This is a genomic window from Rikenella microfusus DSM 15922 (assembly GCF_000427365.1).
Taxonomy (GTDB): domain Bacteria; phylum Bacteroidota; class Bacteroidia; order Bacteroidales; family Rikenellaceae; genus Rikenella; species Rikenella microfusus.
Genome location: NZ_KE386488.1, coordinates 1419683 through 1435183 on the forward strand (window position 1 = coordinate 1419683; position 15501 = coordinate 1435183).

Here is a 15501-nt window from a genome sequence, read left to right on the forward strand (position 1 = left end):
CCTACCAATACAATTGGTTAGCCCCCTGCCATTGCAAAACAAGACTGTCAAAGAAAAGGGGATACCCGGCAGGCTCAGGAGATGCGCAAGCATCTCAAAAAGTTTTTCTGGTTCTCTTTGTTCACAAAGAGAACAGTCACCTCAAACCTGAACTGTACAAATAAACGAACGATTAATTTAAATAGGATTATGAACAGTTTCGGGCGAAAATTCAGAGTATCCATATTCGGCGAATCCCACGGAGAATTGATCGGTATCGTCGTGGACGGCGTGCCCGCCGGCATTGCGTTGAGCGAAGCCGACCTGAACGCCGACCTCGACCGTCGGAAAGCCGGAGCCAAAGGCACCACCCCCCGTAAGGAAGCCGACGAACCCCATATCGTGTCCGGCGTTTTCAACGGATACACCACCGGCGCGCCGCTGACCGTCGTATTCCGGAACACCAACACCCGTTCCGGAGACTATTCCAACCTCGTGACCCAGCCCCGGCCCGGCCATGCCGACTTCGTAGCCCGCGAGAAATGGCACGGATACAGCGATTACCGAGGCGGCGGCCACTTTTCCGGACGCATTACCCTCGGTATCGTCGCCGCCGGAGCGATTGCGAAAAAGATACTCGGCGGCACCGTAAAGATAGAAAGCCGGATTCTTGAAATCGGCGGATTCACCGAACCGGCCGACATCGAAGCTGCCGTGCAGAGCGCCGTGGACAGCCAGGATTCGCTCGGCGGTATTATCGAGTGCACCGCGAGCGGCGTTCCCGTAGGTTGGGGGGAACCGTTCTTCGACTCCGTCGAAGCCGTACTGAGTCACGCCCTGTTTTCGATACCCGCCGTCAAAGGCGTCGAATTCGGAGCCGGCTTCGCCGCCGCCCGCATGCGAGGCAGCCAGCATAACGACGATATCGTCGCGTCGGACGGCACCACCCGTACCAATAACGCCGGCGGTATCAACGGCGGAATCAGCAACGGGAACCCTGTCGTATTCCGGGTCGTGGTGAAACCCACCTCCAGTATCGCCAGTGCGCAGCAAACCTTCAACTTCGCCGACGGCAAAGTGGAACCCCTCGTCGTGCGCGGCCGTCACGATGCCTGCATCGCCCTGCGCGTGCCGGTGGTCGTAGAGGCGATGGCCGCTATCGTACTGTGCGATTTTTCCATGATTTCCGCGGACTGACTTCCCCTGCCGACTGTCGCCTCCGGGTGGTAAAAGTACGTATCGCATTGCGAATTCTGAATTTATGATTACCTTTGCAGGATGCAAAGCCACCCTAAAGTGAGCGCCGATACGACATACAAGATAGATTTTCACGGTCTTAAGACAGGTGAGACCTATAGCTATGACTTCCCGGTAAACGACCGTTTCTTCGGCCGCTGGCCGGAAAGCGAAGTGGCGCACGGACAGGGACAGGCACGCGTGGAGGTGGTGAAGCACGCTTCGATGATGGAGCTGTTCGTGGCGATCGATGCCGAAGTGCTGCTGACCTGCGACCGGTGTCTCGACGAATTCCTGTGTCCGGTGCATTTCGAGGGGCGTCCGGTGGTCAAGATCAGCGACTCCATTCCGGAAGGGGAACGCTACTCCGGCGATGCGCATCGCGAGGCCAACAACAGCGACGGCGACGTGCTGTGGATCTCCCCTGCGGACGATTCGCTGGATATGGGGCAGTATATTTACGAAAGCATCATGCTTTCGCTGCCGTTCCAGCGCGTGCACCGGAATATCGGGGAGTGCAATCCCGACATGCTGAAACGGTTCCGGATCGTGACCGAATCGGAATTCGACGATCTGACGCGGGGCGCCGCTGCGGAAGAGGCCGACGGCCCTTTCGCCTCGCTCGCCGGACTGAAAGAAGACAAGGACAGATAAGAGAATACAATAATAAGCAGATAAAGAAAAATGGCACATCCTAAACACAAGGTCTCTTCGACCCGTCGTGACAAGAGAAGAACGCATTACAAAGCCGTCGCTCCGACGCTGGCTACCTGCTCCAACTGCGGGGCTGCCATCCTGTTCCATCGCGTATGCCCGGAATGCGGGTTCTATCGCGGGAAGAAAGCGATGGAAGTGAAGGGCCAGTAGCCCGTTCCTTTGTTCCGGAGCGTTCCGGGAAATTTCGCTGGAGCCGCCGAGGGCCGTATCCGGACTTGGTCTGAAAAACGAGGAGACGGTTTGCGGGCGGAAAACTTACGGTCGCAAAGGAAGAAGGCTCTCGGGCCGTACGTCTTGTTTTGCGACCGTTTTGTAAGAAAAACCATCACGAACCTAACGTCATCAATTATGAGAATAGGCCTTGATGCAATGGGCGGCGATTTCGCTCCGCGGGTGACCGTGGAGGGTGCCCATGCGGCCTTGACGCATTTGTCGGAGGGGACGATTCTGGTCCTGTTCGGCGACCGGAGAGCGCTGGAAGCCGAGGATACCTGCGGTTTGCTGGCCGATCCGCGGATCGAAGTCGTTCACGCTTCCGAGGTCATCGCCATGGGCGATCATCCGGTGAAAGCTTTTGCCCAGAAGGGGGATTCGAGCATCGTCGTCGGTTTTCGTCACTTGTGCGAAGGGGATATCGCTGGTTTTGCCAGCGCGGGGAGCACGGGGGCGATGATGGTGGGCTGTATGCAGGCCGTGGGCCAGATCGAGGGGGTGATCCGTCCGGCTATCGCCACGGCGTTCAAGACGGTGTCGGGCGGCGACGTGCTGTTGCTCGACGTGGGGCTGAACGCCGACTGCAAACCGGAAGTGCTGGCGCAGTACGGAACGATCGGGAGTATCTATGCACGCGAGACGCTGGGGATTCCGAATCCGCGCGTGGCGTTGCTCAATATCGGCGAGGAACCCGAAAAGGGCAATCTGCTGACGAAGGCGACTTATCCGCTGATGGCCGAAAGGGGAGCGGCGGGGGATTATAATTTCGTGGGGAATGTGGAGGGCAAACACCTGCTGACGGCCGATGTCGCCGATGTGGTGGTGTGCGACGGTTTTTCGGGCAATACGTTGCTCAAAACGGTCGAGGGGTTCCATCATATCCTACAGGCCCAGGGGTTCTCCTCTCCGGTCATAGAGGGCCTGAATTACGAAAATGTCGGCGGTACTCCCGTGCTGGGGATCAATTCCACTGTTATCATCGGTCATGGCTGTTCGTCGGCCAAGGCCATTACCAATATGATACTGCTGACCGAACGCGCCGCGCGCACGGACATGGTATCCCAATTTAAAAAGGCGTTCAACCGTTAGGTCCCTGCCTGGCTGTCGAACCCTTTTTATTTTTAACCGTTCGTTTTTATTCCTGCCCGTATGGAACTGTCCCTTTCTTGAAAGAAAGGGACCTAAAGAACTTTTAGATAGCTACGCTACTCCTTAGGCTCCGCAATCTTCAGTTTTGGCGAACGGAACGGGGCTGGCCCGAAGGGATTTATACCCCGTCCGTTACGCCAAAGTAGGGATCCGGCAGGCTTAGAATGCGCCAGCATTCTCGAAAGTTTTTTTGGTTCTTTTTGTTCACAAAAAGAACAGTGCCCTTCTTCAGGCTATGGATAAAACGAACAATTAAAAAAGAAGCATGAGTAAGACTGCGAATAAGATTACAGCCGCCATTACCGGAGTAGGCGCCTATCTGCCGAAATACATACTCGACAACGAAGAGCTTAGCCGGATGGTCGATACTTCTGATGAATGGATCATGACCCGTATCGGGATCAAGACCCGGCATATTCTGAAAGGCGAAGGGAAAGGCACCTCCTACATGGGCGAACGCGCCGTCAAAGACCTGTTGGAAAAGACCCAGGTCGATCCGCAGGATATCGACCTTATTATCTGTGCGACCGTAACCCCCGACATGGCCTTTCCGAGCACGGCCAATCTCATCGCATACAAATCGGGGCTGACGAAAGCCTTCGGGTTCGACCTTTCGGCGGCTTGCAGCGGCTTCCTTTTTGCGTTGACCACCGCCGCCAAATTCATTGAAGCCGGAACCTATAAGAAGATCATCGTTGTCGGCGCCGACAAGATGTCTTCCATCATCGATTACGAAGACCGTACCACCTGTCCCATCTTCGGCGACGGAGCCGGAGCGGTACTCGTCGAACCGAATACCGAAGGATTGGGGCTGATCGACGCCAGTCTGCACTCCGACGGATCGGGCGCCGTGCACCTCTACCTGAAAGCCGGCGGGTCGTGTTATCCCGCTTCGCACGAGACGGTGGACAACAAATGGCACTACGTGCATCAGGAGGGCCAGCCCGTGTTCAAGGCGGCCGTTTCGCACATGGCCGATACGGCGGTCGAAATCATGGAACGCAACCGCCTGACGGCCGAAGACGTGCGTTATCTGGTACCGCACCAGGCCAACAAACGTATCATCGACGCTACGGCCCACCGGATGGGGCTTCCCGCCGACCGCTGCATGGTCAATATCGAGAAATACGGGAATACTACGGCAGCGACGATTCCGATCTGCCTGTGGGACTATGAAACCCGCCTGAAGAAGGGGGATAACCTGATTCTGGCATCGTTCGGCGGCGGTTTTACGTGGGGAGCCATCTACCTGCGCTGGGCTTACGACGGCGGTACGATGAAAAAATAACGACCCGGCCGGGGGGAGGGGAAGAGCCGTGTTTCCGGGATTCCCCGTATCCGGTCGGAGACGAGGCCGCATAGTTCAAGGGATAGAACGGAAGTTTCCTAAACTTTAGATACAGGTTCGAGTCCTGTTGTGGCTACGAAAGACCATCTTCGCCGAGAGGGGAGATGGTCTTTTTATTCGTCTGATATGCCGTTCTATACGCAGTTCAGGCCGCCTTGCCATTGAGCAAACCGGCCCGAACTTTATTCGGGTGAGAAGAGTATATCTGATTTTATCCGAAGCCAGGTAATGAATTTCCTATTTGGGTCTGTGTCCGAAGTGGCTGGATGCAGGGCAGAGAGATTTGAACCTGATATATGCTTTGATATACCGAACACGTTCGGAAATGGTCTTTTCTATCGGTTCGGTACCGGACGGTTTCCGGCCGTCGGAGAGGGCGGCGCAAGCCGAAAAACAGCGGTGGGAACTGTCGATATGTCGAAATGTATGATCGGTTTTCTGAAAATCGCGCATACTGATTCCATTGGAGTAAAATCTTCTCTATTATTTCCGCCGGTAGATATAGACTTCGCAGCCGTGCGCCGGCAGAGTGCCGCGAACGATTCCCTTTTTCGATACCCTGCCTGTCCAGGCGTTCGTCGCATCGGCCGGGTAGAGGATATCCGCATCCTTTACCGGATCGAACGTGAAATCTTTCGGCGTCTCCGAACGGTTGAAGACACAGATCGCCACTCCGTCTTTCAGCTCCTTGCGCAGGTATTGCAGGTCGTCCGAACGCAGGAACGTGTACCCTTGCCGTCCCAGCGAGTCCTGATCCACGGCGATCAGGTGCTTGTTCGTCAAAAGCTTCCGGGTGAAGTCCGACATGTCCCGAAGATCGTTGTTCACGATCAGCGGCGCCGCCAGCATGCACCACAATGCAAAATGGGTCTTGTATTCTTCGTCCGTGCAGCCCGCGAAACGCTTGTCCGGCGACGAGGATTTACCCTTGCCGTAAAGACCGACCATCAGCAAGTCCGGATCGTTCCAGGCACCCGGCCCCGCATATCGTTCCAGTCCGTCCTGCGTGTCGAAAATATCCATGATGCCGACCAGATCGTGGTCGCCCGAATGCCAACTGTCCCGCGAATCGTAGGTCGTGCGCCACAGGTGCCCGCCAGCAGCCTTGGCCCATAACCACGGGCTGCGGCCGCCCCACTCGCAGATGGCATAGACGATCGGTTTGCCGGTCGCTTTCAGGGCGTCGCCCATCTTTTTGTAGCGGGTGAAAGCCGTCGTGCGGTCTTTCGGGGCATGGCAGTAATCGTACTTCAGGTAATCGATTCCCCAATCGGCGAAAGTCTGCGCGTCCAGTTCTTCGAAACCGAGGCTGCCCGTTACGCCTGCGCATGTCAGCTCGGCGGCGTCGGAATAGATGCCTAATTTCAGCCCTTTCCCGTGCACGTAATCGGCCAGCGCTTTCATGCCGTGGGGAAAACGTACCGGATCGGGGAAAAGCCGGTTCTTGGTGTCCCGGCCGCCTACCCAGTAGTCGTCGATGATAATATAGCGGTAACCCGCGTCGCGCATGCCGGTCGAAACCATAGCGTCGGCGATTTCGCGGATCAGCGAGTCGCTGACCTCCCATTCGAATTGGTTCCAACTGTTCCAGCCCATCGGCGGGGTCAGAGCGAGCGTGTCCGCCGGGGTGGGTTCGCGTTGCGCCAGTGCGGAACCGTTTCCTGCTACGCAGAACAAAGCCGCGGCCATCCAGAGTTTCAGTTTCATAATCGGGTGTTGAAAGTTTGTCTGTCTCTACAAAGATAGTATTTTGGCTCGACTCTTGCAGTGTACCGTAAACGACCGGACTAATGTACGGTCGTTAAATCAGGAAATTATGAAAATCGATCAGATTGAACTCGGGGCTCCCGACTTTTCCCGTGCGGGAACGTTGCACGAAGCATTGCAGGGCCGCCGTTCGGAACGTGAATTCAAAACGGATAAGCTGTCTCTGGGCCATTTGTCCGGCGTATTGTGGTCGGCTTACGGAGTGAACCGCGAAGATGGCAAACGGACGGCCCCTTCTGCCATGGCGTTGTATCCGATGGATGTTTATGCCGTACTGCCGGAAGCGGTTTATCATTATGTTCCGGAGCACCATTTGCTGGAGCTTGTCGCCGAGGGGGATTTCCGCGAATTGGCCGGCGTGCAGGATTATGTCTATACGGCGCCGCTCAATTTGTTGTATATCGCCAATACGGGACGTTATACCGGCTCGCCGCTGTCGCCGGAGATGTATCTTTTTCTGGCGGGCATCGACGCGGGACACATGAGCGAGAACGTGTACCTTTATTGCGCGTCGCAGGGATTGAAAGTGGTGGTGCGGGTCGGTGCCAGGGTCGATGAGCTGATGCGGGCGTTGATGCTGGATACGGGCCGCCGTTTCATCTTGGCGCAAACGGTCGGCTATTGACGGCCGGTACGGTGAAAATATTCGCAGTATGAAGCAGGTCGTGATTATCGGGGCGAGCGGTTTCGTCGGCTCTGCTCTGCTGGATGAGGCGCTGGAACGGGGCTGGCAGGTGAAAGCGTTGGTGCGCAATGCCGGCAAGATACGCCGTCGGGGGCCGGAACTGAAGGTCGTCGAAACGGACGTGACGGACGAAGGCAAATTGGAAAGATTGGTTCGCGGAGCGGGGGCGGTTATCAGCGCGTTCAATCCGGGATGGTCGAATCCGGATATTTACGAGGAGACGTTGCAGGGGTATCGGACGATTATCGAAGGGGTGCGCCGTTCGGGCGTGAAACGTTTGCTGGTGGTCGGCGGCGCGGGGAGCCTTTTCGTGCGGCCCGGCGTGCGGGTATTGGACGGCCCTATGCCGGAACGGATATTGCCGGGTGTGAAGTCGCTGGCGCAGGTCTATTATGATTTGCTGATGCCGGAGACGGAGCTGGACTGGATTTTCCTTTCGCCGTCGGCGGATTTGACGGCCGGCGGCAGGACGGCGAAGTTCCGCCTGGGCAAGGACGACCTGTTGGTGGACGCTGCGACGGGCAGGAGTCATATCTCGGTGCAGGATTATGCAGTGGCGATGATCGACGAGCTGGAGGAGCCGCAGCACCATCGCGAGCGTTTTACGGTAGGGTATTAAGCTCGTCGCGTGCCCCGGAATAAAATATGCCGCGGGCTTTATGCCGTAACGATTGAGAAACGGCATAAAGCCCGCGGCGGATTGTTTTGAAACGTAAAAAGCGTCCGGCCGGGTCCGGTGTCCGTACGGTAGATTATCTTCCGTATGGTATCCGTGATGGGAATCGCTTCCGCCCGGCGCCCGGGCGGAAAATTATCCCACCCGGTGTTCTACTTCCCGTTTGAAGTCGCTGAAGACGTTCATGTAATTCATGAAAGCGGCATAGGGCGAATCGTAGGGGTTGAAATAGCTGTGCACGTCTCCGTCGGAGAACCATTTCGTGCACATGTAGTAGAAATGGTCGGACGATTGCAGGGCGTACCATACCCGCGTCATGTCGGGGTCGTTCAGGCGGTAGATCTTGTCCTGTAACGAGTAGAGTTTGCTGAACGCCTCGTCTTGCAGTTCGTTGCCCAGCCAGGCCGTGATGTCGCGTTCTTCGTCGGCCCACGAAATGGGGTGCGGCACGTGGAGCACGGCTACCGGTTCGTGCGTGGCCGCGATCTGACTCGGCGTGCGCAGTCGCAGGTCGGGGTGTTTCACTGCACGGGTGAAGAATTGCTCCATGAATTCGAAAATGCCGGTGTCGCGTTTCTGGTGTTCGCCGAAAGTCTCGTAGTCCATGAACAGGTTGATGATCTCCCCTTCCTGGTCCAGAATCCATTCGATGTATTTGTCGGCGGTCAGCGGCCAGCCGTCCCAGTTCCGGTCGGAGAACCGGAAAGCGATGTCGTCGCTCAGGCGGAAGTTGCGTAGCAGCAGTTTCTGTTCCTGTTTGATCGCATTGGCATAGATGAAGTTTGGGCTTTTCCACCCCAGGATGTGTTTCGCCCCTTCGGTCAGCAGGGTGTGGTAACCCAGATTGTAGGCCATTTCGCCGATGCCGTCGCTGTAAATCAGCTCGGTGTTGCGGAAAGTGGCCGGCCGCACGCCGAACAGCTCTTCCATCGTGTCCGCGTGCAGTCTCACCTGCCGTTCGAACTCCTCTTTGCTGGTGAGCGACGCCAGCGAGTGGGCGTAGGTTTCGGCCAGAAATTCCACCGCGCCGCTTTGCGCCAGCTCGCGGAAACTGTCGATCACCTCCGGCGCGTAGAGCTTGAACTGTTCGATGGCGATGCCGGAAATCGAGAACGATACCCGCATGTTTTCGGCCCCGTGTTCCCGGATCATCTTCAGCAGCAGCTGGTTCATGGGCAGGTAGCACGCTGCGGCGACTTTCTGGAGAATGCTCCGGTTGAGGAAGTCGTCGAAATAAAAGTGATCTTTGCCCATGTTGAAGAACCGGTATTTCTTCAGTCGGAACGGTTGGTGTACCTGAAAGTATAGGTTGAGGTTTTTCATATGCTGTTTAGGTTGAGTATTCGGTTGTGTCGTCAAGGGTTCGGATATGGTGCGAGGTTGAAAAAACGGGTTATTCCGTTACGGCTTTATAAACGTCCAGCACGTGTCTGGCGGCGTTGTCCCATTTGAGGGTGGTGACCTCTTCCTGGCCTTTGGTGATGAACATGTTATGCAGCGCCGGATAGGTCACGAGACTGTATATGGCGTCCGCCATCGCGTCCACGTCCCAGTAGTCCACTTTGACGGCGTGGGTCAGCACTTCGGCTACGCCGGACTGTTTCGATATGATGACCGGCACGTTGGACTTCATCGCTTCGAGAGGAGAGATGCCGAACGGTTCGGATACGGACGGCATGATATAGACGTCGCTCAGTTCGAACATGCGCCGCACTTCGTCCCCTTTGAGGAAGCCGGTGAAGTGGAACCGGTCGGAGATGCCCAGCTTGGCCACGCGCCGCACGACGTGGTTGAGCATGTCGCCGCTTCCGGCCATCACGAACCGCACGTTGGGCAACCGTTTGAGCACTTTGGCCGCCGCTTCGACGAAGTAGTCCGGCCCTTTCTGGTAGGTGATGCGGCCCAGGAAAGTCACGATCTTGTCGTCCACGCCGCGTTCTTCTTCCGGCCCTTCGTGGGCTTTGAACCGTACGCCGTTGTGTACGGTCACTACTTTGTCCGGGGCGATGCCGTATTTTTCGATCACGATGTTCCGCGTGAGGTTGCTCACCGCCATGACCCGGTCGGCCGCCGCCATTCCGGTCCGCTCGATGTTGTAGACCACCGTGTTGATGTTTTCGCCGCTGCGGTCGAATTCGGTCGCGTGCATGTGTACGACCAGCGGTTTGCCGCTCACCCGTTTGGCCGCTATTCCCGCGTAGTAGGTGAGCCAGTCGTGGGCGTGGATCACGTCGAACTGCCCTTCCATCTCTTTGGCGACCTGGGCCGCCACCATCGCGTACCGGGCCACCTCTTCCATCAGGTTGGCGCCGTATTTGCCGCTGAAGTTATAGCGTTGTTTCCAGATGTCCTGCGGTATGCCGGGGCGTTTCTCGTGCCGGAATTCGTTCCATTCGTTCGCGTATTCCTCCGGACTGAGATAGGGCACCATGTTGGAGTTGATCCGGATGAAAGTAAGTTGTTTCCAAAGGTCTTCTTCGGTTTCCAGCGTCCCGTAGGGCGCTTCGACCTCCGATGCGTTTCTGATCTGTAAGAATCGCTGGTCTTCGTCGCCATAGGCTTTCGGCACCACGAAAATCACCTTCACGCCCAGCTTGGCCAGCCCGCGCGTCAGTCCGTAGCATGCAGTTCCCAGCCCCCCGGCGATATGTGGGGGGAATTCCCAGCCGAACATTAAAACTCTCATATGTACTGGTCCTTTCTTGTTTTCATGGGTAAATGTTTTGTTTGCTCCGAGGCAAAGTCCGTTATCAAATAGTTCCCGTATAAAGGGGTATCGTTCGAAGAAAGGGTTAGCTGTGGCGTTCCGAGTCGCGGATCATGCGGTGTATCTGCAACAACGCGGCCACGCTGGGCGCGTAGGAGATCGCTCCGCAGGCTTCGTGGGGCGCGTCGCCGTCGTAGGCTTCGGGCACGGAACCGATCCCGTAGTTGAGCAGGTCTTCTTCGAAACCGCCGAGCAGCTCTTTGGCCTGCATGAGGTATCCTTTGCCGTAGAGCCGGAATCCGGTACGCACGTAATGTTCCAGCAACCAGGGGAATACGGTGCCCTGATGCCGGGCCGTGTTGCGGCAGTGTTCGTTGCCGCGGCAGATTCCCTGGTATTGCGGGCTGTTGGGACTGAGGGTCCTCAGGCCGCGCGGGGTCAGCAGGTAGGTCTCGGTTACCGTGAATATCTTTTGCTGTTCGTATTCGTTCAGCGGCGAATAGGGCAGCGAGCAGGCGATGAGCATGTTGGGCCGGATGTCGGCGTTCTTCTCGCCGTCGTGGTAAACGTAGTCGGCCAGGTATGGCTGCTGCGGGTTCTGTTCGAGCCAGAAAGTGGCCCGGAAGTTGTCTTTGATCCGCTCTGGCATTTCGATCCATTCCTTGACGAAGGCGTCGTCGCCGCATACGCCGGCCAGCTCCAGGGTATAGCATACGGCGTTGTACCACAGGGCATTGACTTCCACGGCGAATCCCGGCCGCCGGGTGACGGGCTGCCCGTCGTTCATGGTGTTCATCCAGGTGAGCGGCCGGCCGGGCATGTCGGCCCAGATCAGACCGTTGTCGGCCATGTGGATGTAGCGTTCCCGTTCGTCGTCGTACCAGTCCGTTTCGTTTTCGGCCCGGTCGTTCCCCACGCCGTCCCGGTAGGCGTACAGGATCTCTTTCATCGCTGTCCCGTACCGTGCCCAGATTTCGCTTTTGCCGCCCTGGATGAAACTTTCCAGTTGTTGCAGGGCATGGAAGAACCACAGCTGGGTGTCGGCGGCGAAGTGGGTGCCGAAAATGCCGTCGTGCAGGCGGTTTTCGACGTGGTAGTCCAAAATCTCAACGCATTGGTCCACCATCAGGCTGGGCTGGGTCAGCGTGATACCCGCCAGGGCTATGAAGGTTTCACGGCTGCGGGCGTTGTACCACGGGTATCCGGCTGTCAGCGAGGTGTGGTTTTCCTTGATGATGAGGAATTGCCGCGCCGAGTGGTAGAGGGCGGGCAGGAATTCGGTCTTGACGGTCCGCCGCGCGATCTCTTCTTCGAAGATGGATACCAGCCGGTCGGGTTGCACTTCGGCGGTGGAACCGGAGAAGATCACGCTTTCGCCGGTGGCGATGTCCATTTCGAAATAGCCGGTCGTCAGCAGGTCTTCGCGGAACGGGTAACCGCGCCGTTCCTCCTCCAGGTATTCGAAGTTGTGGTACCAGTCGGGCGCCGTTACGAATTTCGCCTCTTTGCTGACCTGCATGTTGAGCCACGGGAAGCGCGGATAGAGGCGCGATTTGACGCCGCCGGGGATGGGGTAGGATTTCCCGTCCGCTTCCATGTTTTCATGGCTCAGGCCGTGACGCGAGCGGAACGCGAGGAACGGACGGAGCCTGAGACGGGTGGCCGAACGGGCTTCCAGCAGCGTATAGCGGATCAGCAGCTGTTCCGCGGTGTGCACCCACAGCATCTCTTTTTTCAGCAGGACGCCCCCGACGCGGTAGATGATGGTCGGCGTGGGGGTGTAGGAAAAGTCCACGATATATTTATGCCCGCGCGGTTCGTAGATGCCGGGGAAACGGTGTATGGCCAGGTTGAATTCCTGTTCGTGCTGGATCACGGTTTCGTCCAGGGAGGAGAGCAGAACGAAATCTTCGCCTCCCAGCGTTTCCACCGGGCAGACCATCAGCCCGTGGTATTTCCGCGTGTTGCAGCATACGATGGTGGTGTTCATGTATCCGCCGGCCCGGTTGGTGCTGAGCATTTCGCGTTGCAGCGAGTATTCGAGGTTGCCTAATGCCTGTTTGTTGAATTGTAATATTGCCATAACTGTGTGTCCTGTCTGGTATGTTGTGAGGTTCGGGTGCTTGTTCGTCCTGTTTTATACGGGGCCTGCGGCTGCGACGGGTAGGGGTGAGTCGGAGAAGCCGCAGGCGGGAATGCTGCGGAATATCGTTAAAATACTTTATGGGCCTTCCCGGCCGTGCGGGACGGGGAGAGGCGGTAGAAGTACGGGGGAAACGTGATTTAAGAACCGGAATGATCTAAGCGATCGCTCACCGTAAATATAGTGTTTTATTTTTTATTTCCGGCGTGTTTTTTACGTTAATTCATGAAAAAGGAGAACTTTCTCGAAAAGTTCTCCTTTTACGGGTGCCGGCGGCTCGGATGCGCGGGGTTCAAAGGCAGGGTTTGATGTCTTTGATCCTCAGTTGGGGCGTGACGTTGCCCTGGTAATGGTTTTCGACTACGTTGTAGCAGATGTCGATGGCGCCGCCGCGTTTGATGTGTTCGAAGCAGTCGGTTTGCCCGAAGGCGATGGCGGACATCGGGGTAAAGGGGCGTTGGCCCTGGATCAGTTCCATTTTCAGGTGTTCGCCCCGCGCTCCGACCAACCGTGCCGTGCCGTTGTCGCTGACGTTCCGGGTCATGAACACGGGGGCCGGATTGCCGGGGCCGAAAGGCTGGAAGGCGTTCAGCGTCCGGCGGAAGGCGGGCGTGATGTCGGCGAATCCGAGCGGTTCGTCGATGTCGATCTGCGGGACGAGCATGTCGGGTTCGATATTGGCTTCGACGTAGGCCTCGAAGCGTGCTTTGAACTCTTCGATCCGCTCCGGCCGCATGGTCAGGCCGGCGGCGTAGGTGTGTCCGCCGAAGTTTTCGAGCAGGTCGGCGCACGATTCGACGGCCTGGTAGAGGTCGAATCCGGGAACGGAACGGGCCGACCCGGTCACCAGCCCGTGGCTCATGGTCAGCACCACGGTGGGGCGGAAGTAGGTCTCGATCAGCCGCGAGGCCACGATGCCCACGACGCCTTTCATCCAGTTCGGGTTGTAGATCACCGTGCATTTCTTGTCCAGCATTTCGGGGGTTTGTTCGATGAACCGGTGGGCTTCGAGGGTGATGTTCCGGTCGATGCTTTTGCGGTCTTTGTTGAACGTGTCGATCTGCTGTACGTAATACATGGCCCGCTGTTCGTTGAGGGCGGTCAGCAGCCGGACGGCGGTGCGTCCGCCGGACTGGGCGCGGGGATCGTCTTCGTCGATCTCGATCTCCATACGGCCTGCGGCGTTGATGCGGGGGCCGATTTTGAAGACGATGTCGTCGATGGCGATCGTGTGCCGTTCCAGCCCGCAGAGCTTGATGATGGCGGCCAGCCCTTTGTTGGGCTGGCGGTTGAGCCGGATAAGACCGTAGTGGGCCAGTATCCGGTTTTCGCCGATGATGGGCACGATGTCGGACGCGATGCTGACGGCCACCAGGTCCAGCAGCGGTTCGATGGTGCCGAACGGCAGCTCCTTGAATTGGCAGAAGGCCTGGATGAGTTTGAATCCGACTCCGCATCCGGAGAGGTCTTTGAACGGGTAGGTGCAGTCTTCCCTTTTGGGGTCGAGCACGGCGACGGCCTGCGGGATGGAGTCTCCCGGCAGGTGGTGGTCGCAAATGATGAAGTCAATCCCTTTGCGCTTGGCGTAGGCTACTTTGGAACAGGCTTTGATCCCGCAGTCGAGGGCGATGATCAGCTTCGCTCCGTTGTCGGCGGCGTAGTCGATCCCCTTTTCCGAGATTCCGTACCCTTCGGCGTACCGGTCGGGTATGTAGAAAAGGAGGTCGTCCATCCATCGCGAGAGGAAGTTGTAGACCAATGCCACGGCGGTGATTCCGTCGACGTCGTAGTCGCCGTAAACCATCACGCGTTCCCGATGGGATATGGCATGTTCGATCCGCTGGACGGCGAACATCATATCTTTCATCAGGTACGGATCGTGCAGTTCGTCGAGCTTGGGGTCGAAGAATTGCCGTGCCAGTTCCGTCGTGTCTATGCCGCGCTGAACCAAGAGGTTCGCCAGCCTGGGGTCGATGCCGAGCGTGGCGGAGAGTGCCTCCACTTTCGCCGCATCGCCCGCGGGCCGGACGACCCACTTCTTGTCTGCGTGCATGATGTTATATTTTTTTGTTTACTTTTTTTCATCGTGTTTCGTGGTACCGGGCGCGGCTGCTGTTGCTGCCGCGCCGGTTGAGCGAGCAAAAAAGAAGGCAAAAAACCCGCCGGGAATGCGATTCCCCGCCCCTGACTCCCGTCGGATCGGAAAATCGCACATTCCCGGGTCGGCAGCCTATACCCGTGCTTCGACTCCCAGTCAAAAGCCGGGAGTACTTTTTAAGCCTGCATGATCATCATGTTCTCCCTTAGTCAGGCCGGAGCCGCCCCCGGCGAAGGCCTGCAACTGCGCGATGCTTGTTGCGGCCCCGCTGGCTCCGGCCTTGAATCTGCAAATTAAAAGTACGGTTAATTTGCAGGCCAAATCCCAGAGTCAGCGAGGGCAAGACCGCAGGTTGCAGCCGTTAACTTCGCTTCGTTCGTTTTGCCTGGCGGCTTCCTCGCGCTGCCTCGCCAAAGTCCGCAAGCGGCCTTTAGATCTCGGTACGCTGCTCGGTTCCTCCTTGTGCCTCGGCATTCGTGCACCCGACGCTGCCGGTGAGAGCAGCGCAAGCCGGCTTAAGCACTGTCGGAAGGCGAGGAGGAAAGCGCAGCCGACCCCGGTGGCTCTCGGCTACTGCATCGGTTCGCCGAGGGTGGGTTGCCGTTCCGGCTTCCTCCTTGCGCCTCGGCCATACGAACAAGTTCGATGGCGCTCGGCTACTGCGTCGGTTCGGGCTGACCGCTGCGCGGCAGACGATTAACCGTAGGGTTAAGGTGCTTACCCGTTCGGCTTTGCGCCCACCCCCCGGAAGCCGCAAAGCGGCTTGGGCGCGAAAGCCGGCGA

12 protein-coding genes and 1 tRNA gene are annotated in these 15501 nt (G+C 57.6%); 8 read left to right on the plus strand and 5 right to left on the minus strand.

The annotated features are described in order from the left end of the window. Positions 1-189 precede the first annotated feature (189 nt). The 6 genes from RIKMI_RS0107065 (at position 190) to RIKMI_RS0107085 (ending at position 4718) form a co-directional block, all read left to right on the plus strand. On the plus strand, positions 190-1176 hold the full coding sequence (locus RIKMI_RS0107065) for a chorismate synthase (protein WP_027291030.1): 987 nt from the start codon (positions 190-192) through the stop codon (positions 1174-1176). Positions 1177-1257: 81 nt separating this feature from the next. Beyond that, the gene (locus RIKMI_RS13335; protein WP_051214403.1) at positions 1258-1869 is read left to right on the plus strand and encodes a YceD family protein; all 612 of its coding nucleotides are present in this window, start codon (positions 1258-1260) and stop codon (positions 1867-1869) included. 30 nt (positions 1870-1899) lie between these two features. After that, entirely contained in the window at positions 1900-2082 is a 183-nt protein-coding gene (rpmF, locus tag RIKMI_RS14610) for a 50S ribosomal protein L32 (protein ID WP_084135216.1), read from the plus strand. Between the two features lie 198 nt (positions 2083-2280). Then, positions 2281-3234, plus strand: coding sequence for a phosphate acyltransferase (locus RIKMI_RS0107075; protein ID WP_084135217.1), 954 nt, complete (start codon positions 2281-2283; stop codon positions 3232-3234). Positions 3235-3559: 325 nt separating this feature from the next. Continuing rightward, complete coding sequence (locus RIKMI_RS0107080) at positions 3560-4582, plus strand: beta-ketoacyl-ACP synthase III (RefSeq protein WP_027291032.1); 1023 nt, start codon at positions 3560-3562, stop codon at positions 4580-4582. A 64-nt stretch (positions 4583-4646) separates the two neighbouring features. After that, positions 4647-4718, plus strand: a tRNA-Arg gene (locus RIKMI_RS0107085). A 407-nt stretch (positions 4719-5125) separates the two neighbouring features. Here RIKMI_RS0107085 and RIKMI_RS13345 read toward each other — a convergent pair. Next, a complete protein-coding gene (locus RIKMI_RS13345) occupies positions 5126-6349 on the minus strand; it encodes a glycoside hydrolase family 27 protein (RefSeq protein ID WP_051214404.1) in 1224 nt (407 codons plus the stop codon). Between the two features lie 109 nt (positions 6350-6458). Here RIKMI_RS13345 and RIKMI_RS13350 point away from each other — a divergent pair, with 109 nt between their 5' ends. Together RIKMI_RS13350 and RIKMI_RS0107105 are read left to right on the plus strand one after the other, a co-directional pair. Beyond that, entirely contained in the window at positions 6459-7034 is a 576-nt protein-coding gene (locus RIKMI_RS13350; RefSeq protein ID WP_051214405.1) for a SagB/ThcOx family dehydrogenase, read from the plus strand. Between the two features lie 28 nt (positions 7035-7062). Next, positions 7063-7713, plus strand: coding sequence for an NAD(P)-dependent oxidoreductase (locus RIKMI_RS0107105; RefSeq protein ID WP_027291033.1), 651 nt, complete (start codon positions 7063-7065; stop codon positions 7711-7713). A 192-nt stretch (positions 7714-7905) separates the two neighbouring features. On the opposite strand, the gene RIKMI_RS0107110 is transcribed toward RIKMI_RS0107105, so the two are convergent. The 4 genes from RIKMI_RS0107110 to recJ all read right to left on the minus strand — a co-directional run bounded on the left by RIKMI_RS0107110 (position 7906) and on the right by recJ (position 14673). Beyond that, positions 7906-9093: a glycoside hydrolase family 57 protein gene (locus tag RIKMI_RS0107110; protein WP_027291034.1), complete on the minus strand. Its 1188-nt coding sequence runs from the start codon at positions 9091-9093 to the stop codon at positions 7906-7908. A gap of 70 nt (positions 9094-9163) precedes the next feature. Beyond that, positions 9164-10456, minus strand: coding sequence for a glycosyltransferase family 4 protein (locus tag RIKMI_RS0107115; protein ID WP_245584948.1), 1293 nt, complete (start codon positions 10454-10456; stop codon positions 9164-9166). A 106-nt stretch (positions 10457-10562) separates the two neighbouring features. Beyond that, positions 10563-12560 (minus strand): glycogen debranching enzyme N-terminal domain-containing protein, encoded by a 1998-nt coding sequence (locus RIKMI_RS0107120; protein ID WP_027291036.1) that lies wholly within the window; start codon positions 12558-12560, stop codon positions 10563-10565. 352 nt (positions 12561-12912) lie between these two features. Beyond that, the gene (gene recJ / locus RIKMI_RS0107125) at positions 12913-14673 is read right to left on the minus strand and encodes a single-stranded-DNA-specific exonuclease RecJ (RefSeq protein ID WP_027291037.1); all 1761 of its coding nucleotides are present in this window, start codon (positions 14671-14673) and stop codon (positions 12913-12915) included. Between the last annotated feature and the right edge of the window lie 828 nt (positions 14674-15501).

Coding starts and splice junctions, on each gene's coding strand:
- RIKMI_RS0107065 (WP_027291030.1), top strand. CDS start 190: ATGAACAGTTTCGGGCGAAAATTCAGAGTATCCATATTCGGCGAATCC.
- RIKMI_RS13335 (WP_051214403.1), top strand. CDS start 1,258: ATGCAAAGCCACCCTAAAGTGAGCGCCGATACGACATACAAGATAGAT.
- rpmF (WP_084135216.1), top strand. CDS start 1,900: ATGGCACATCCTAAACACAAGGTCTCTTCGACCCGTCGTGACAAGAGA.
- RIKMI_RS0107075 (WP_084135217.1), top strand. CDS start 2,281: ATGAGAATAGGCCTTGATGCAATGGGCGGCGATTTCGCTCCGCGGGTG.
- RIKMI_RS0107080 (WP_027291032.1), top strand. CDS start 3,560: ATGAGTAAGACTGCGAATAAGATTACAGCCGCCATTACCGGAGTAGGC.
- RIKMI_RS13345 (WP_051214404.1), bottom strand. CDS start 6,349: ATGAAACTGAAACTCTGGATGGCCGCGGCTTTGTTCTGCGTAGCAGGA.
- RIKMI_RS13350 (WP_051214405.1), top strand. CDS start 6,459: ATGAAAATCGATCAGATTGAACTCGGGGCTCCCGACTTTTCCCGTGCG.
- RIKMI_RS0107105 (WP_027291033.1), top strand. CDS start 7,063: ATGAAGCAGGTCGTGATTATCGGGGCGAGCGGTTTCGTCGGCTCTGCT.
- RIKMI_RS0107110 (WP_027291034.1), bottom strand. CDS start 9,093: ATGAAAAACCTCAACCTATACTTTCAGGTACACCAACCGTTCCGACTG.
- RIKMI_RS0107115 (WP_245584948.1), bottom strand. CDS start 10,456: ATGAGAGTTTTAATGTTCGGCTGGGAATTCCCCCCACATATCGCCGGG.
- RIKMI_RS0107120 (WP_027291036.1), bottom strand. CDS start 12,560: ATGGCAATATTACAATTCAACAAACAGGCATTAGGCAACCTCGAATAC.
- recJ (WP_027291037.1), bottom strand. CDS start 14,673: ATGCACGCAGACAAGAAGTGGGTCGTCCGGCCCGCGGGCGATGCGGCG.